This window comes from Metabacillus dongyingensis (assembly GCF_019933155.2).
In the GTDB taxonomy this organism is placed as follows: Bacteria; Bacillota; Bacilli; order Bacillales; family Bacillaceae; genus Bacillus_P; species Bacillus_P dongyingensis.
Window position 1 is genome coordinate 422,932 of sequence record NZ_CP082944.1, and the last position, 18,679, is coordinate 441,610.

General features: G+C 40.7%; 18 protein-coding genes. 14 read left to right on the forward strand and 4 right to left on the reverse strand.

Annotation, left to right across the window (positions count from 1 at the left end; all coding sequences use genetic code 11):
* Positions 1-95: 95 nt before the first annotated feature.
* Positions 96-764: a YesL family protein gene (locus K8L98_RS02220; RefSeq protein WP_223439215.1), complete on the reverse strand. Its 669-nt coding sequence runs from the start codon at positions 762-764 to the stop codon at positions 96-98.
* 430 nt (positions 765-1,194) lie between these two features.
* On the opposite strand from K8L98_RS02220, the gene K8L98_RS02225 reads away from it, so the two are divergent.
* The 5 genes from K8L98_RS02225 to K8L98_RS02245 are packed head-to-tail and all read left to right on the forward strand — an operon-like array spanning position 1,195 to position 6,098.
* On the forward strand, positions 1,195-1,941 hold the full coding sequence (locus K8L98_RS02225; protein ID WP_223439217.1) for an IclR family transcriptional regulator: 747 nt from the start codon (positions 1,195-1,197) through the stop codon (positions 1,939-1,941).
* Between the two features lie 31 nt (positions 1,942-1,972).
* Positions 1,973-2,926: a sugar kinase gene (locus K8L98_RS02230; RefSeq protein WP_223439219.1), complete on the forward strand. Its 954-nt coding sequence runs from the start codon at positions 1,973-1,975 to the stop codon at positions 2,924-2,926.
* 26 nt (positions 2,927-2,952) lie between these two features.
* Complete coding sequence (locus tag K8L98_RS02235) at positions 2,953-3,585, forward strand: bifunctional 4-hydroxy-2-oxoglutarate aldolase/2-dehydro-3-deoxy-phosphogluconate aldolase (protein ID WP_223439221.1); 633 nt, start codon at positions 2,953-2,955, stop codon at positions 3,583-3,585.
* Positions 3,586-3,602: 17 nt separating this feature from the next.
* Positions 3,603-4,751, forward strand: a complete 1,149-nt coding sequence (gene dgoD / locus K8L98_RS02240; RefSeq protein ID WP_223439223.1) for a galactonate dehydratase — start codon at positions 3,603-3,605, stop codon at positions 4,749-4,751.
* A 12-nt stretch (positions 4,752-4,763) separates the two neighbouring features.
* Positions 4,764-6,098, forward strand: a complete 1,335-nt coding sequence (locus K8L98_RS02245) for an MFS transporter (protein ID WP_243550991.1) — start codon at positions 4,764-4,766, stop codon at positions 6,096-6,098.
* 1,103 nt (positions 6,099-7,201) lie between these two features.
* Here the strand turns inward: K8L98_RS02245 and K8L98_RS02250 are convergent.
* The 3 genes from K8L98_RS02250 to K8L98_RS02260 are packed head-to-tail and all read right to left on the reverse strand — an operon-like array spanning position 7,202 to position 10,896.
* Complete coding sequence (locus K8L98_RS02250; RefSeq protein WP_223439225.1) at positions 7,202-8,464, reverse strand: PTS ascorbate transporter subunit IIC; 1,263 nt, start codon at positions 8,462-8,464, stop codon at positions 7,202-7,204.
* A gap of 33 nt (positions 8,465-8,497) precedes the next feature.
* Entirely contained in the window at positions 8,498-8,767 is a 270-nt protein-coding gene (locus K8L98_RS02255) for a PTS sugar transporter subunit IIB (protein WP_223439227.1), read from the reverse strand.
* 11 nt (positions 8,768-8,778) lie between these two features.
* Positions 8,779-10,896, reverse strand: coding sequence for a BglG family transcription antiterminator (locus tag K8L98_RS02260; protein WP_223439229.1), 2,118 nt, complete (start codon positions 10,894-10,896; stop codon positions 8,779-8,781).
* A 315-nt stretch (positions 10,897-11,211) separates the two neighbouring features.
* On the opposite strand from K8L98_RS02260, the gene K8L98_RS02265 reads away from it, so the two are divergent.
* The 9 genes from K8L98_RS02265 (at position 11,212) to K8L98_RS02305 (ending at position 18,414) form a co-directional block, all read left to right on the forward strand.
* The gene (locus K8L98_RS02265) at positions 11,212-12,141 is read left to right on the forward strand and encodes an ABC transporter ATP-binding protein (RefSeq protein WP_223439231.1); all 930 of its coding nucleotides are present in this window, start codon (positions 11,212-11,214) and stop codon (positions 12,139-12,141) included.
* The gene (locus K8L98_RS02270) at positions 12,138-13,226 is read left to right on the forward strand and encodes an ABC transporter permease (protein WP_223439233.1); all 1,089 of its coding nucleotides are present in this window, start codon (positions 12,138-12,140) and stop codon (positions 13,224-13,226) included. The genes K8L98_RS02265 and K8L98_RS02270 overlap by 4 nt, the downstream gene beginning before the upstream one ends.
* Before the next feature lie 492 nt (positions 13,227-13,718).
* Complete coding sequence (locus K8L98_RS02275; protein WP_223439235.1) at positions 13,719-14,489, forward strand: transporter substrate-binding domain-containing protein; 771 nt, start codon at positions 13,719-13,721, stop codon at positions 14,487-14,489.
* Positions 14,490-14,550: 61 nt separating this feature from the next.
* Positions 14,551-15,195: an amino acid ABC transporter permease gene (locus K8L98_RS02280; protein WP_223439237.1), complete on the forward strand. Its 645-nt coding sequence runs from the start codon at positions 14,551-14,553 to the stop codon at positions 15,193-15,195.
* Positions 15,192-15,926, forward strand: coding sequence for an amino acid ABC transporter ATP-binding protein (locus tag K8L98_RS02285; protein WP_275976732.1), 735 nt, complete (start codon positions 15,192-15,194; stop codon positions 15,924-15,926). Before K8L98_RS02280 ends, K8L98_RS02285 begins: the two co-directional genes overlap by 4 nt.
* Before the next feature lie 335 nt (positions 15,927-16,261).
* Complete coding sequence (locus tag K8L98_RS02290; RefSeq protein ID WP_223439239.1) at positions 16,262-16,924, forward strand: O-methyltransferase; 663 nt, start codon at positions 16,262-16,264, stop codon at positions 16,922-16,924.
* Between the two features lie 183 nt (positions 16,925-17,107).
* Positions 17,108-17,530: a GNAT family N-acetyltransferase gene (locus tag K8L98_RS02295; RefSeq protein WP_223439241.1), complete on the forward strand. Its 423-nt coding sequence runs from the start codon at positions 17,108-17,110 to the stop codon at positions 17,528-17,530.
* Between the two features lie 12 nt (positions 17,531-17,542).
* Positions 17,543-17,968, forward strand: coding sequence for a DUF1801 domain-containing protein (locus K8L98_RS02300; protein WP_223439243.1), 426 nt, complete (start codon positions 17,543-17,545; stop codon positions 17,966-17,968).
* Between the two features lie 11 nt (positions 17,969-17,979).
* Complete coding sequence (locus K8L98_RS02305) at positions 17,980-18,414, forward strand: SRPBCC domain-containing protein (RefSeq protein ID WP_223439245.1); 435 nt, start codon at positions 17,980-17,982, stop codon at positions 18,412-18,414.
* Positions 18,415-18,679 lie beyond the last annotated feature (265 nt).

Here is an 18,679-nt window from a genome sequence, read left to right on the forward strand (position 1 = left end):
TACGTCAATTTAACCAAGTGGACGAAGTTTTGCAAAGCAGTTGCTGATATTTACTAGATTAAAAAGCCTGCCTTCAAATAGAAAGCAGGCTTTTATTAACGTTCAACAGCTTTATTAAAAACAAAAAACGCCACCAAAGTCCCCAAACTCCCCAATCCAAGCAGAATCAGAAGAGGAAAGATGCTGGTACTTATGTAAAACAGGATCCCAATCCCCACCGTAATCCCAACTGTATGCAACGGCTTCCCAATCGACAGCAGCATTGCGTTCTTAAGCGATTGAAACAGTTTCAGATGAAAGTGCACCGTGTTGGAGAAGAAGTGCAGCGTGAAAACGAACATGAATACGCCTGCGGCCAGGAAGAGATAGTAGAGCGGCGAGCTGGTTTTGGCAAAGTAAACGTAGTCGATGACCAGGATGAACCAAAGCGGAACAATAAGCAGGCCGCCTATCATGCTTCGGATATAATTTTCTTTGTAGAAACGCCAGTAGGAACGGATCAGAGGAACTTGGCTGTCCGTAGTCACCCATTTGCGTATAATACCAAAGAGAGCGGTTGTGGCCGGAAACAGGATGAACGGAGCGAAGAACGCAATGGTCAGTCCGTTGACAATTAAGCCCGCCGGGTCCTTGATTGCAAATAGATTGAAGGTTAAGTAGACGATCGGCAGGTTGAAGAATAGCCATAGAATGTTGGCTGTGAAGATTTTGGTGATCCATTCGGTTACGGTGTTGAGCTGCTGCAGCAATCCTCCGGTTTTCATTGATATCCCCCTGATTAATTGAAAACGTTTTTCTCGTTTTTCTCTTATCATAGCATATTCATTTTGAGCTTTGGACGGTATCCAACAATGAAGAAGTAGAAGAGTTTTTAAAGTTTAACAAGTTAATAGAATCACAGGTAGTGCATTAGCCTATGGAAGTTGTAGGCAATGCTTTTTATTTTGACAGATTAAATGTCAGGTGAAAAAGATAACAACTTTTTAGAACCTTTAGTTGAAATTTATATCAATTAATGAACAACAAAAGTCCCTCTAAGAGAGCAACGGTTTAACGAGTTTTCTTATTTTCTCACGCCCATTACATTCCTAAGCAGAAATAAAATAATTGTATAGGGTATTATGATATGGTATTATAAAAACATCAAATCACATATATGATTTAGAATCACATATGTGATTTCGGAGGTATGACATGTCAGTAAAATCTGCAGAACGAGTATTAAGAGTATTTGAATTAGTAGCTCATCACCCAGAAGGTCTAACTATTAAAGAAATCAGTGAAAATCTTTCGTTCCCACAGAGCAGTACATCTAATTTAGTTGGTACTCTTTTTGAGGAAGGATATCTAAACCAAGATTCCCTTAAGCGTTATAAATTAGGGCCAAAACTGGTTCAGCTTGGAACACTTGCAATGGAATCTCTGGACATTTCTTCTCAAGGAACACCACATCTTAAAAAACTGATGGAAGATGTGCAAGAAACAGTATTCATGGCTGTATTGTCAGAAAGAGAGTTAGTTTACGTGGCTAAGATAGACAATAATCGGTCTATTCGAACAACCGCTCAACCGGGTTATCGGAAACCTTTATATTGCACGGGACTGGGCAAAGCATTTCTGGCTTTCCTGCCCCAGAATGAGAAAAATGCTATTTTGGACTATGCTGAACTTTCCCCTATCACAAAAAATACAATCACGGATCGCCAAGAATTAGAGAAGGAATTGAAAAGGTTTGCAGGTATGGGATATTCCATTGATGATGAGGAAAATGAAGAGGGTTTATATTGTTTAGCAGCACCCATTTTCGGTGCCGATCATACCATTCAAGCAGCCATTAGCGTAGCCGGGCCAAAAGAAAGAATGATCAGCCGCAAGGAGTTCATAGCGGACAAACTTCTTCAAACATCAAAGGAAATCTCCAAAAGCATAGGGCATTCATAAGAGCTGCAAGAGAGAGAAAAGGAGGCGCAGTATGGATGTAGTGAGTATGGGAGAAACGATGGTTTTGTTTACTCCGGATACACAAGGGCAGATGAGGTACGCCAGGAATTTCTCGTCAAAAATGGCTGGTGCCGAAACCAACACATTAATCGGGCTGGCAAAGCTCGGCCACAAGACAGGATGGATCAGTCGTGTAGGGAAGGATGAATTTGGATCGTTCGTCCTTTCGGCTGTCAGGGCTGAAGGAGTCGATACAAGTCAAGTCACAACTGACAAAAATGCACCAACAGGTATCTTTTTTAAAGAGATGCTGAATGAAAAAAATGTTCGAATATACTATCATCGAAAATATTCTGCGGCCAGTTTTCTGGATCCTAGTTATATCAAAGAAGAGTATATCGCGAACACGAAATACCTTTACATAACAGGTATTACTCCAGCACTAAGCCAATCTTGCCGAGACAGCATCTTTTATGCTATTGAGATAGCAAAGAAACATGGCAAAAAAGTTGTCTTTGATCCTAATATTCGACGTAAATTATGGAGCGATGAAGAAGCTCGAAAAACGCTTCTTGCAATCGCTGAAATGGCTGACATTGTGCTGCCGGGCATTAATGAAGGGGAATTTTTGTTTGGAACAGAAGATTGTGAAGAATTAGCAGAGCTATTTCATAATCATGGAGTTGCAACCGTTATCATCAAACGCGGAGAAAAAGGAGCTTATTATTCGGCTTCTTCTGAAAAAGGATATGTACAAGGCTTTAAAGTGGAAAAAGTAGTGGATCCGGTCGGTGCAGGTGACGGTTTTGCCTCTGGTGTGCTTTCAGGTTTATTGGATGGGCTTACTCTTGAGAAGTGTGTGCAGAGAGGCTGTGCCATTGGTGCTTTAGTAACGACTGTTAGCGGAGATATTGAAGGGCTGCCTGACCGAGAAATATTGGAAGCGTATACTGAGTTGCCGGGTTCAGATGATGTTACACGTTAAATAGAAAGAGGAGGACCATAATCTCTATGGATATATTGTCAAGAATTCTAGAAACCAAAATTGTAGCTATTATCCGCGGTGCAAATCCAAATGATGTTTTAAAGATTGCAAAAGCACTTCATGAAGGCGGAGTAGGCGCTTTGGAAATTACAATGAATTCTCCAAAACCTTTATCTGTGATCGAAAAGGTATCAGATGAATTGGGAGATCAAGTGATAATAGGGGCGGGAACAGTTTTGGATCCTGAAACGGCCCGTGCCGCTATCTTAGCGGGTGCTAGTTTTATTTTGTCTCCTACTGTCAATATTGAAACGATTAAAATGACGAAGAGATATGGGGCGGTAAGCATTCCGGGTGCGTTTACTCCGACTGAGATTCTATCAGCCTATGAAAATGGCGGAGATATTATTAAAGTTTTCCCTGCTGCTTTAGGACCTGGCTTCATAAAAGATATACGGGGACCTCTTCCGCAAATTCCATTACTTCCAACAGGGGGCGTAGATCTAAGCAATATTCAGGCATTTATGAAAGCGGGTGCTGTTGGCTGTGGCCTTGGAAGCGCTCTTGTGGATACGAAGCTTGAGGTAACAGATGAATATTTAGTGCAATTAACAGAAAAAGCGAAACAATTTGTTTCAGCTGTAAAATCAAACGACTAAAAAGGGGAGTATCTATTATGAAAATTACTAGTTATGAATTATTTCAAGTACCGCCGAGATGGTTGTTTTTAAAAATTGAAACAGATGAAGGAATTATCGGATGGGGCGAACCTGTTATTGAAGGAAGAGCTGAGACGGTAGGAACAGCCGTAAAAGAATTAATGGAGTATTTGATTGGAAAAGATCCGTTAAGAATTGAAGATCATTGGAATTATATGTATCGATCAGGTTTTTATAGAGGCGGCCCTATTTTTATGAGTGCAATTGCTGGAATCGATCAAGCGCTTTGGGATATAAAAGGGAAATTTTATAATGCGCCAGTCTATCAGCTATTAGGCGGAGCATGCAGGGATTCCATTCGCGTATATTCATGGATAGGCGGAGATCGCCCTGCTGAAGTGGGATCTTCAGCGAAGGCAGCTGTTGAAGCTGGATTTACTGCAATAAAAATGAATGGAACCGAGGAACTGCAGATCATTGATTCCTATGAAAAAATTGATCAGGCAGTCGAACGTATTGCTGCTGTTCGTGAAGCTGCCGGACCTTATGTCGGTATAGGCATTGATTTTCACGGGCGAGTACATAAGCCGATGGCAAAAATATTAGCGAAAGAACTTGAAGCCTACCGGCCAATGTTCATCGAAGAGCCGGTGCTTCCGGAAAATAATGAGGCGTTAAGGGAGATTGCGCGGGCAACCAATATACCGATTGCAACGGGGGAAAGAATGTTTTCAAGATGGGAATATAAGAACCTTTTAATGGATGGTTATGTAGATATTATTCAGCCGGATTTATCCCATGCAGGCGGTATTACAGAATGCAAAAAAATAATCTCGATGGCTGAAGCATTTGATGTTGCTGCAGCTCCGCACTGTCCTTTAGGACCAATTGCATTAGCTTCATGTCTTCAAGTTGATGCTACGTGTCACAATGCGTTTATTCAAGAACAGAGTCTTGGAATTCATTATAATCAGGGAAGCGATTTACTGGATTACATTGTCGATAATCGTGTATTCAAATATGAAAACGGTTACGTGAAAATACCGGATGGTCCTGGTTTGGGAATTGAAATCAACGAAGAACATGTGAGGAAAATGGCAGAAATCGGTCACAATTGGAGAAATCCAGTTTGGAGACATACTGATGGAAGCATCGCTGAGTGGTAATAATAAATACGGATGAAGCGGGTGGTTAAAGTGAGCAAGAGAATGACAAAAGTGCGGTATGGTGTTGTTTTTATGTTGTTTATCACCGTCATTATAAATTACATGGATCGAAGCAATATTGCAGTAGCTGCCCCATTTATTTCAAAGGAACTAGAGTTAGACCCTGTGCAGATGGGCCTTATATTTTCGGCGTTTGGATGGACCTATTGTGCTCTTCAAATACCTGGCGGATGGATACTGGACAAGCTGGGAAACAGAAAAACCCATGCAATAGGCATAGCTGGATTCTCTATAGCAACTTTACTGCAGGGGTTTGTACACGGTTTCTCGGGATTTATCTTACTTCGCGTTGGATTGGGAGCGTTTGAGGCACCAGCTTTCCCGACAAATAGTAAAGTAGCGGCCAGCTGGTTTCCGGAAAAAGAAAGAGCTAGAGCCGTTGCGATTTATACCTCAGGACAGTTTATAGGATTGGCCTTTTTAACTCCAGCCTTAATTTTTTTACAGCAATGGTTTGGCTGGAGGGGCCTGTTTATCATTACAGGTATTATTGGAATATCTTGGGCGATTCTCTGGTTTTTACTTTATCGTGATCCTCAGCACAGTAAAAAGGTTAATAAACAAGAACTCGATTATATTCGTGAAGGCGGGGCAATCTTTGATGCTATTGCAGATGATAAGTCTGTAAAATCTACAGTAGGCATAAAAGACTTTGCAATCGTATTAAAAAGCAGGAAGTTATGGGGTATATACATTGGACAATTTGCAGTGGCATCCACGCTATGGTTTTTCTTAACCTGGTTTCCCACGTACCTTGTTGAATATAGAGGATTAACGTTTGTAAAAACCGGTTTATTGGCTTCATTACCATTTTTAGCAGCATTTGTAGGTGTATTATCTTCTGGATTCTTGTCTGATTTCCTTGTGAAAAAAGGGGTTTCTGACAACGTTGCTAGAAAAGTGCCTGTTATTACTGGGTTATTGCTGGCAACCTCTATAATTGGGGCAAACTATGTGGAAAATACAAATTTAGTCATCATGTTTATGTGTATAGCTTTTTTCGGGAACGGTTTCGCTTCGATTACCTGGGTGTTTGTTTCACTGTTGGCACCAAAACGGCTTGTTGGGATAGCTGGAGGGGTATTTAACTTTATTGGCGGTACAGCATCTATCATTATTCCTATTGTAATTGGTTTTTTAGCAAAAGGAGGAAATTTTGCTCCTGCACTTACTTTTATCGCCTGTGTAACTCTGATAGGAGCTTTATCATACATTTTCTTAGTTGGAAAAGTTGAGCGGATTCAGGTAAAAGAAGAAGAATCTTTAAAAGGTTATGAATCTGCATAACTTAATAAATAGGTATATGGGAATTGTGGTGTTTAAAGACTAATCCTAAAGGGATTAGTCTTTTTTATTTATAGGGGAATCAAACGCTCTCTATGAGTATCCAAGTCTAGGATTGTGCCAGTATAGGGGAATCAAACGCTCTCTATGAGTATCCAAATCTAGGATTAAGCCTGTAAAGAGGAATCATACGCTCTCTATGAGTATCCAAATCCAGGATTAAGCCTGTAAAGAGGAATCATACGCTCTATGAGTATCCAAATCCAGGTTTGAGCCTGTAAAGAGGAATCAAACGCTCTCTATGAGTATCCAAATCTAGGATTGAGCCAGTATAGGGGAATCAAACGCTCTCTATGAGTATCCAAATTTAAGATTGAGCCAGTATAGAGGAATCAAACGCTCTCTATGAGTATCCAAAACCAGGATTGACCCAGTATAGGGGAATCATACGCTCTCTATGAGTATCCAAAACCAGAATTATGCCTGTAAAGAGGAATCAAACGCTCTCTATGAGTATCCAAATCCAGGTTTAAGCCTGTAAAGAGGAATCATCCGCTCTCTATGAGTATCCATATCCAGGATTAAGCCTGTAAAGAGGAATCATCCGCTCTCTATGAGTATCCAAATCCAGGATTAAGCCTGTAAAGAGGAATCAAACGCTCTCTATGAGTATCCAAATCCAGAATTAAGCCTGTAAAGAGGAATCAAACGCTTTCTATGAGTATCCAAATCCAGGATTGAGCCAAAATAGGGGAATCATACGCTCTCTATGAGTATCCAAAACCAGGATTAAGACTGTAAAGAGGAATCAAACGCTCTCTATGAGTATCCAAATCCAGGATTAAGCCTGTAAAGAGGAATCAAACGCTCTCTATGAGTATCCAAAACCAGGATTGTGCCTGTTTAGGGGAATCAAACGCTCTCTATGAGTAATTGAGACTGTTCCTCTGCAAACGGAGATTGCAACAACAGCTAGTGTCCGGCAAGGGAAGAGATGTTGATGATGTGGCCTTGTTTTCTTCCTCTCATCCTTCTTAAAAGGAAAAAGCCAAAGTTTCCTCTGGCTTTACTTTTTCATGGATTGGATAAAAGGTGTTTTATTCTTTTTACGTAAACAGTTGAATTATGAATGAAATCAATATTCCAACGACCCCAAAGTCCGAATCTCCAAATGTTGTCCCTTCAAATCCTAATGATCCAAGGACAGGCAATAACAGTGCCGGTAAAAACGAGATTAATAGCCCGTTGGCAAATGCTCCAATAATAGCGCCGCGTCTGCCGCCAGTGGCGTTTCCGAATACTCCTGCAGCCGCACCTGTGAAGAAATGGGGGATGAGACCTGGTACGATTATTTTTAAGCCCAGTATAGGCAAGATAAACATTGATAATGCCCCAGCCAAAAAGCTTGATAGAAAGCCAATGATTACAGCATTTGGTGCGAAAGGGAAGACGGCAGGTGCATCAAGAGCGGGCTTCGCATCCTTTACAACTTTATCCGCGATTCCTTTAAATGCAGGAACGATTTCAGCAATTAACATCCGAACCCCTGCTAAGACAATGTACACCCCAGCAGCGAAAGTGATTGCCTGCATAAATGAGAAGACAAGGAAGTTTGTGCCGCTGCTTAGTTCTGCTTCGACAAAGCTTTTTCCTGCTATCGGGGCGACAATCAAAAAGAGGATTGTCATCGTTAAGCTCATTGCCACTGATGTATCGCGCAAAAATCCAAGGGATTTGGGCACTTTGATATCCTCAGTTGATTTCGATTTGTCTCCTAATCTTTTTGCCAGAAAGGCAGAAGTGAAATATCCAATGGAACCAAAGTGGCCAAGAGCGATGCTGTCATTGCCTGTAATTTGCCGTACATATGGCTGGAGCAGTGCAGGCATGAGCACCATCAAACTCCCTAATATAAGTGACCCGATAATAATTAACGGAATGCCCGTTATTCCGCCTGTTGCGAATACAGCAGACAGCAAGCAAGCCATAAATAAGGTATGATGCCCAGTTAAGAAAATGTATTTGAACGGAGTGAACCGTGCAATCAGGATGTTAACGAGCATCCCGAAAAGCATGATCATGGCTGTTTCCGTTCCAAGCGTTTCTTGTGCAATCGCAACGATTGCTTCATTATTAGGAATAATCCCCTGAATATTGAACGCTTTTTCAAACATGCTGCCAAAAATGTCAAGAGCACCAATTAATATCGTGGCTCCGGCACCGAGAATAACAAATCCCATAATGGTTTTCAGTGTTCCTGAAACCGTATCTGCCATTCCTTTTTTCTGAAGAAGCAGTCCAATAAATGCAAACAATCCAACAAGAATGGCTGGTGTACCCAGCACATCCTTCATAATAAAATCAATCATTCGAGACCCTCCTCTTTACTTGAGCAGTTCTTTCTATTTAAGGTGTTTTTCTAAGACTCTTTTAAGCTCATTTGTGTCTAAAATATTCGTTAAACCTTCCACTGTTCTTGTTCCATCATCAAGTGATTCTACTAAATCCTTTGATCCTAAATACAGGTCCGCCTGCTCAGATTTACTTGTTGTTAAATCTGTATGAGATACTTCAGCTTGAACGCCAAGCTCATTTAAAATCGTTTTTACATTCATTTCAACAATAAAGCTGCTTCCTAATCCATTCCCGCAAACTACTAAAATCTTTTTCATCATTTTTCCTCCTAATTGGTTGAATATTTTTCGATAACGGCTAAAACCTCATCTGTTGTTTCGGCTTGTACCAGTTTATTGATATTTTCTGGATTTGAGAGCATCATTGAAAATTGAGATAATGCTTTTAAGTGCGTTTCATTGTCGATTGCTGCCAGAACGAATAAAAGGTTTACCCGGTGCTCAGGTTTTTCTGTAAATGAACAGCCCTCTTTTATTCTGAGAAAACTCATTCCCACTTTGTTTACTCCATCTTCCGGTCGTGCGTGCGGCAGAGCGATTTTTGGAGCAATGACGATATAAGGTCCGAGTTTTTCTACATTGCTGATCATTGCCTCGATATAGCTTTCCTTAATCGACTTATTTGCTAAAAGAGGCTTTGCACCGAGCTTTATCGCTTCCTTCCAGCTGTCAATCTGATCTGCAAACTGAATGGTGTCTTTGGTTAAGATGTCATTTAACATTGGTTTCTTCCTCCCCTGATTATCTGATGGTCGATTTGCTATAAAGTATTGGGAGAGTTCTTGCTGCAGTCCTTTTTCATCCGTGATCACACCATGTTTTTTCATTATGGTCATTAATGCTTCAATTTCCCCCGGCAGTGAAGTATTAGGAGAAGCTTCTATTTGTGACAGCAGATTGGCCTTTTCAGTATGGGTTAAAATGGGATGAACAATGAAAACAGGAACATCCCGTTTCTGAATAGGAGTTGTCGAGATGACATAATCAATCTGTCCGAGCTCGCTTTCATGATATTCTCGTTTAGTCATTACCTTAACTACATCTAATGTTGGAATTAAATCCTCCAGCTGTTTTTGCACAATTCGAGAGGTTCCAATCCCGCTTCCGCATACAACTGCTGCTTTCTTCCGGGCTTTTACTGAAACACCTTCTTTTTCGATCCAGCCCCCAAAATGCAGGGCTACATAGGCAATTTCATCTTTAGAAACCTTTTTTCCAAGCACATCTTCAAAGTGATAAATCACTTTTTCTGTTAATAAGTAAATATCCTGATATTTATCTTTTACAGAGGAAGTCAGTGGATTTTCAAGGTCAATTCCATATTTAATTCGATAGTATGCAGGCCTTAAATGCAAAAATAGGTTTTTCTCCAGAGCCTTTCTTTCTGTAAATACTACGCATGCATATGTTTGAAAGGAATCCACCATCCTGGAGATGATTTTCTTCATGTTTAAAGCATCTTGATCATCAATCGGTTCCCGTTTATACTCGCTGATTTTGGCTCCCAGAAGATAGGTTGTTAGATAATAAACTTCATCTTCCGGAACGGAAATACGGTAAACGTTTTCAATTTTTAAGGAAATAGATTTAGCTGCCTGAAATTCTTTTGTTTGTTTAATAACCTGTTTTTCTACATCATTTATTGTTACAAATTTTGATTGTGCAAAACGTTTAATAAATGAAGCAAGGTGGACGCTCATTTGATTGATAATATCATCAGTAAACCTGACACCTATTACCTGCTCCGCCTCATTTAATAGAGTATGAATCTCATGAATGGTGAGTCTGTTAAAGTCTTGCAGAGGAGTTGGTCCGCATGCTGTTAAGCTGTGCTGGACTTCCGTTAAAAGCTGATCTAATCCATGTCCGTCAATCAGCTCTGTGATATATGAAACCAATGCACTTCGTTTGTCTTGCTCAGATCCTGATAGATAGTACCCTTTTTCTTTTTTGAATAGAAGTATTAGGTTGTAGCTGCTTAGCTCCTGTTTTATCTGTTTAATATCCGTAAGCATGGTGCTTCGGCTAACAAGAAAACGGTCAAGAAACGTTTTAAGAAAAACAGGATTTTCCCTTGTAAGAATCATCACCACAGCCCAGGCTTTTCTTTCTCTGGGAGAATCTTCATACACATGAGCCTGCCGGGTTTGTGCGATTTTTTGTTTGATTTGTTCACGTGTCACATCGGTTACATAAAAACCGGCTGAGCGGATATAATTTAAAGCTTCAAGCTCTTGATTCTTCAGCCAATCATTAATCTTATCGACATCATAATAGACAGTCCGCTTTGAAATGTTCATCTCTTCCATAATCTCTGAAGTCGGCACATAGCGGGGAGTTTGCACAATTTTGTTTAATATCCCCACACTCCGCTGATCTAATGTCACAGGAATCCTCCTTCCTTAATAGTGAAAAGAGATTTTTTTTCATTCTATGTGGAGTTTGCAAATATCAAACTTCAATAAGTATTTCTTACTTTCATTATACTGCGCAGATACTAGATGATAAGTCCAAATGTTTACTGAGGAAGTTTGCAAAGATTGAACTTTTATTTAGCATCATGTCAAATTATAGGCTTCCAGATAAAGAGTATGATGGATTGTAGATTGAAACAAAGGGATAAAGGCCTCCCGCAAAGAATACATTCCAATAGAAACAAATCTGAGGCAGCAGCAAACTGTCTCATTTTGGAGTGTGAAAAAATGAGTGCTCAGGAACAGATTATCAGTGTGAATGGCTTGGTCAAAACATATGGGGATTTTACAGCGGTTAATGGCATCGCTTTTGATGTATTTAAAGGCGAAGTGTTTGGAGTGCTGGGTCCGAATGGAGCGGGGAAGACGACCACTTTGGAGATGCTGGTGGGACTGCGGAAGCCGGATGGCGGTTCGGCTGATATTGGCGGGTTTGATGTGGTGAGGGATTTAAAGAAGGTGAAGGAAGTCATTGGTGTCCAGCTGCAGTCGACAACTCTTTTTGAGCTTTTGACGGTGGAGGAGATCCTCCATTTGTATGCGAGTTTTTACAAGAAACAGATTCCGATTCATCCGCTGATTGAGGATATGCTGCTCACGGATAAAACGAAGAGCCGGATCAAAAGCCTGTCAGGCGGACAGAAGCAGAGACTTGCGATTGCGCTCGCTCTTGTTCATGATCCGCTGATTATTTTTCTGGATGAGCCGACAACAGGACTAGATCCCCAGGCCAGAAGAACACTGTGGGATATTATTTTTAACCTGAAGGAAAAGGGAGTTACGGTTGTTTTGACTACTCATTACATGGATGAAGCCCATGTGCTTTGCGACAGAATTGCCATTATGGATCAGGGAAACCTGATTGCACTCGATACCCCTGCCGAGCTTGTGCGCAGTCTTCACTCTGAAAATGCGGTGGAATTCCGGTTTGAGGAAGAAGCAGCTGAGATGGATCTCACTCAAATTGAAGGCGTCAAGCAGGTTGGAAGGCAGAAGGATGCAACCATTCTGTATACGGATAATCTTCAGGCAACCTTAACGAGCCTCATTCAAACGGCCGCAGACCTGGGCTTGAAATTGGCAGATTTACAGATTCGGACGGCAACGCTTGAAGACGTCTTTATCCATATGACGGGAAGGAGGCTGCGGGAAGCATGAAGGCATATTGGCAATTAACGTTAACCCAGCTGCGTATTTTCCTCCGCAATCGCCAGGTATTATTTTGGACGCTTGCGTTTCCGATTTTTCTTATGATCATGCTAGGGTCGTTTCTCGGGAATGGCAGCAGCATGTCGGTTACGGTTGGAGTCGTAGATCAGGATCAATCCGGTGAATCGAAGGCATTTGTTGCGGCATTAAAGAAAAATAAGGCGATGGAGCTTGAAATGGAGCTGAAGGAGGACAAAGCCTTCAATGAGGTAAAAAAGGGAAATCTGCAAATCTTGATTGTGATTCCAAAAGGTTATAGTGAAGAGCTTGGTCAAGAGTCTCCTTTTAAACTCCCAGTCTATTATGATGAAACAAATACGGCGGCCTCCCAGGTAGGCCTGCAGCTTGTAAACGGAGCGGTTGATCAGATCAGCAAAGAAAAAGCAGATTACAAGCCTGTGGTCGTCACTGAGGCAAAAGGAATCGAAACGCTGAACCTGCAGTATATTGACTTTTTGGTACCCGGAATTGTGGCGATGATGATTATGAGCAACAACATGAACGGGGTAGCCGGGCAAATTGCTGCGTGGAGAGAGCGGGGCATTTTGAGAAGAATGCAGGGAACGACGCTTAAGGCATCTACCTTCATTGCGGCGCAGATAACGGCTCGTCTTATGCTGAATGGCTTGCAGGCTTTGCTTGTACTTGTAATAGCACAGCTTATTTTCGGAGTCGATGTGCGCGGATCCTGGCTGACACTTATCACCTTCGTGATTTTAGGTACTCTTGCCTTTATGGCGATTGGATTTATCATTGCCGGAATTGCAAAAACACCGGAAAGCGCCGCGCCGATCGCAGGATTTCTTTCCTTCCCAATGCTCTTTTTAGGAGGCGTCTTTTTCCCGATTAAAAATATGCCCGAATTTTTGCAGCCGATTGTCGGTGTGCTCCCGATTTCCCACTTAAGCCATGCATTAAGGGAAGTCATGAACGTCGGAGCATCCTTTTTGACGCTTGGAACCGAAACCTTGATACTGGGATGCTGGGTCTTGGGTGCGTTTATTGTGGCGAGCTATACGTTTAAGTGGGAATAAGGAAGTGGAATAGAGAGAAAAAGATATGGGAAGCTGCAATGTCGATCATTCTAGTGAGGACGCTCTTCAAAAGTTTAAAAATAAGCAGGGCAACTTATCTAAAAAGTTCGCCATCTATACCACAGCAGCCTGTCAAGAAAGTCCCGAACATCATGATAGCAAGTAATAAATATTCAAAAAAACCTTAAAATAAGAAGCTGACTCAAAATAGTCGTTATTCAACAACCTTTTGAGTCAGCCTCTTTTATTGTAAGATAAAAAAACAAGTTTATTCTCTCGGTAATTTTTATAATAAAGGTTTCAATAGTATACTCTAATTACCAATACCATCACTTAAAAGAGGGGGGATAAAGCAATTATTGTTATTCAACAAGAATAATTTTTTTCCAATAATTCATACTATTATATTACTTTATACTTATGCTATATTATAGAAAAGTAATATTGTTATATCCTACATAGTAATAATAATCTAAGATTGGAGTGTTTTGAATGAAGAAACTGGGTTTGCTTAGTATGTTTTTGATTCTTACTATCTTTATCGCAGCATGTGGAAACAATGATACTGCAGGCGAGAAAGAAAAAAGTGATAAGGTATATAAAGTGGGTGTAGATACAACGTATCCTCCATTTGAATTTAAAGAGGGAAACGAGTATAAAGGAATTGATATTGAATTAATCAATGCAATAGCGAAAGACCAGGATTTTAAAATCGAACTTTCTCCGATGGACTTTGGCGGAATCATTCCAGCGATGCAAGCCAATCAGCTTGATGTGGCTATTGCAGGGATGAGCATTACAGATGAGAGAAAAAAGGTAGTGGATTTCTCAACTCCGTATTTTAATGCAGGATTAACAGTAGTAGTTAAAAAGGATAATACAACTACTAAATCAGTTGATGACCTTAAAGGAAAAACGGTAGCAGTTAAAAAAGGAACAACAGGTGCTAAATATGCACAGGATAATTCCGCAAAACTGGGAATCAAAGTTGTTCAATTCAATGATAGTCCCGCTATGTTCCAGGAAGTGGCAAACGGCAATGCCGATGCTCTTATAGAAGATTATCCTGTTATCTCCTATGCCATTGCTCAAAAAGACCTTGGTTTAAAGACCGTAGGTGATCGTTTGAATGGAGATAAGTATGGTATTGCTGTATTGAAAGGACAAGACAAGGACTTATTGGAAAAGATAAATAAAGGTCTTGCTAATCTTAAAAAAGATGGAACATACGATAAAATTATAAAAACCTATCTTGGTGAATAAAAATTTTATGCTCATTAAGCGCGCTTAAGGCGCGCTTTCTTTTTGAAGGGAGATGAATAGAATGGATATCATTATTGCGGCTTTGCCGATTTTATTAAAAGGACTTCAGGTAACCCTTTATGTCTTTATCATTGCCATTCTTCTAGGTTTTTTAATTGGTTTAGTTGTGGCCTTGATGCGGTTAGCACCTGTCAAAATCTTGACCTGGATTGCAAAAGTTTATATTGATGCTATACGAGGAACGCCGTTTATTGTTCAATTGTTCTTTATCTATTTCGGCATCAATTCACTGAATTTAATTTCATTAAACAGTACAACAGCTGGTATCATTACCGTTGCAATTAATGCAGGGGCCTATTTTGCTGAAATCATAAGAGCAGGCATTCAGTCCATTGATAAAGGCCAAACAGAAGCAGCAAGATCAATCGGATTTACTGGTGGACAAACAATGCGCTATGTCGTGCTGCCCCAGGCTTTCAGAAGAATGCTCCCTACGATCACGAATCAATCGATCATTAGCTTAAAAGATACTTCTCTTTTGTCTGTCATTGGTATTGCAGATTTAACACAGCAGGGACAAATTCAAGCCTCGGCTACCTTTGAAGCATTTAAAATTTGGCTTATTGTCGGTATCATTTACTTTATCGTCATTTATTTGTTATCCCTAATTGCTAATTTCGTAGAAAAGAGGTTTGAACTTCGATGAGCATGATAACGGTAAAAAACCTGAGAAAATCATTTGGAACCGTCGAGGTTTTAAAAGATATTAATGCAATCGTGCAAGAAAAAGAAGTCGTTTGTGTAATAGGCCCTTCTGGATCGGGAAAAAGCACATTCCTGCGCTGTCTGAATCTCCTGGAGGAAATTTCAGGCGGTGAGGTAGTCATTAATGGACATGATATAACGAATCCAAAAACAAAAATCAATATAAACAAAGTTAGACAAGAAGTTGGAATGGTTTTTCAGCATTTTAATCTATTCCCTCATAAAACTGTTTTAGAAAACATCACATTGGGACCTATTAAAATTCGAGGCACCCAGAAAGCAGAAGCGGAAAAATTAGCGCTTGAACTGCTGGATAAGGTAGGACTGAGGGAAAAAGCAAATAGCTATCCTGGAGAACTATCCGGAGGACAAAAACAACGGGTTGCCATAGCGAGGGCACTTGCAATGAATCCGAAAATCATGCTATTTGACGAACCTACTTCTGCACTTGACCCTGAAATGGTCGGAGATGTTTTAGAGGTAATGAAGCAGCTTGCTAAAGAGGGTATGACAATGGTCGTTGTTACCCATGAAATGGGCTTTGCCCGTGAAGTCGGAGACCGTGTTATATTCATGGACGGCGGGTATATCGTTGAAGAAAATGAACCGAATGAAATATTCGGCAACCCTCAGCATGAGCGGACTAAATCCTTCTTAAGCAAAGTTCTTTAGGCTGGAAGGAATGCAGGGTGTCAAAGTGACTGCCTAAAAGAATGAAAGCGCCCGAACGCCGCAGCATCCTTTTTGGAACCTGGAACAGATTTTGGTCAGCAGTGTTGTGGGCGCTTTGATCGTGGTAAGCTTTGCATTTAAGCGTGAGTATGAAAGTGTTAAAGATAGAAATAAATTGGTGCCTGATCCCATGAAGGGGTCAGGCACTTTTACGTAGGATGAGAGATGGCGGGGGATATTAAGTTTTTATGTTCGAGTTACAGTTAAAGTCAGAAAAAAGGTATAATTTACGTGAAAAGGATATTGCTTAAATAAAAGATAAAGGAGCCGTTAAAATGACTACACCAGCCACTTGGAAGAAAGCAGACGATTACTTTATTTCTAAACTTCATTCAGCTGACCCGGATATGTCTTACATCCTTAAAGCAAACGAAGAGGCGGGGCTGCCTGAGATTGATGTAGCACCTAATCAAGGCAAACAGCTTTACTTGCTTGCGAAGCTGAAGGGTGCGAAAAAGATTCTTGAAATAGGGACGCTCGGCGGCTATAGCAGTATTTGGCTGGCGCGGGCACTGTCTGAAGACGGTAGGCTTGTCACTCTTGAATATGAGGAGAAGCATGCGAGGATCGCAAAGGAAAATATGAAAAAAGCCGGCCTAGATGATAAAATTGAAATTATTGTGGGAGCTGCGCTTGATACGCTGGATACATTACAGGATCGGGCACCGTTTGATTTTATTTTTATTGATGCAGATAAAGTGAACTATCCGGGCTATTTCGAATGGGCGGTGAAGCTTTCTAAACCTGGAACCGTTATTTTGGGAGACAATGTTGTCCGCGGCGGGAAGGTCATAGATGAAAACAGCGGGGATGAGAATGTGAGCGGTGTCCGCACCCTTATGGATTTTCTTTCAGAGGAGCCCCGAATTGAGGCAACGGTTATTCAAACGGTTGGCAGCAAAGGATATGACGGGTTTATTCTCGGTATTGTAAAATAAAAGGGGTGCAGCTGCTAAAACTATGGCAGCTTCTTTTTTGTGAATGAATAGCAAATCATTGGCTGAGGCAACTTTCATTGGCTTTTTTGATTGTTTTCGCTGAAAAAAAGCGAAAAGAAAAAGGAACTGGCATCATTAAAAAGAATTATTAAGTAACATATTAATTAGACAGGGAGACAGCATATGAAATACTGCATTATTAAAGAAGATAATCCGTACAGCAAAAATATCGTCAATCAGAAGCTTTATGAGTACAATTCCTTGCACTTTCCGGAGGATTTAAACGGCAGGTATGAAGAAATCAATTTGTACCTCAAAGATGAAAACGGCATGGTCCGCGGAGGCATTTTAGGAGAAATCTGCTGGAACTGGCTTGAGATCCATACCCTTATGATCGATGAGGACCTGCGCCATTCAGGGCATGGATCAAAGCTTCTGGCAGAAGCGGAGAACCTTGCTGCGCTCAAAAAATGCGACTTTGTTAAAGTAGACACCCTCAGCTTTCAGGCAGTTGATTTTTACAAAAAGCATGGGTACGAGGTATATGGCACTCTTGATGGAGTTGGAAGAGACTTTAAGCATCACTACTTGAAAAAAGACCTGTAAAGGAGCAGATCTATGGCGTACGAATTGAAAACGAAGCAGACTGACAACAGCGTGATTGAATTTATTGAGGCTGTAGATTCGCCGAAAAAGCGGGAGGATGCTTACCAGCTGCTTGATATTTTTACAGAAACGGCAGGCTTTGAGGCTAAGATGTGGGGGCCAAGCATTATTGGATTCGGTTCTTATCATTATAAATATGCGTCAGGTCATGAAGGGGATGCGCCGCTTGTCGGCTTTTCACCCCGGAAGGCAAAAATCAGTTTATACTTTGCGCCTGGTGAAACGAAGCGGGAAGAGCTTTTAAAAGAGTTTGGAAAGCATACGAACGGAAAGGCATGCGTCTACATAAACAAAGTAGCTGATATTAATGTTGAGGTGCTGAAGAAGCTGATACAGGAGTCAATTACGTTTTTGCAGAAAACGTATCCGGCTCAATAAAGGGGGGCATTATGGCAGATTCTCTGTTTGTAGATGATGAGATCATTATCGACGCTCCCCCTGAAACAATTTGGAGGGTGCTGACAGAATCAAAATATGTAGCACAGTGGGATGAACTGCCTGAGGGTTATGCTGAAGGAGCCATGAGTACGGGAAGCAAGGTGGTCTGGGAGCTTCCTGACGGGGGACAATCTATCACCACGATCATAAATGCAGAGCCTCAAAAAGAGTTAAAGATTTCTCTTTTCGTCTCAAAGTGGGAAGAAAAGATAAAAGAAGGGGATATAGCTTATCTATATCAGCTTGAGGAGCGCGGCAGGAGCACACTTTTAAAAATCAGGATCGGTGATTTTTCTTTGATTAAAAACGGCCGGAACTATTATGAGGCTTCTGTTGAATTTGCAGGTAACTCTAAAAAAGTGATTAAGGAATTGGCAGAGTCCTAATCGGAGAGGTTCTTTAGAAGATTCTAACCTGAGGAACAAAAGAAATAAAGGTGTGAATGAAAAGCAGGACTTCTTCCATTTAGTATGAGATTTGAGGAAAGCGGACAAATAGTCCCTTTCCTTTTTTCGTTTACAATGAAATTTAAGAGAGTCATTTACCAATAAACATTATAACGTTATATATTTTTATTCTAAACATTATAACGTTATATTTACTTTATTAATATTTTATGATATCCTTCAGGTGTGAAAAGAAATACTAGTT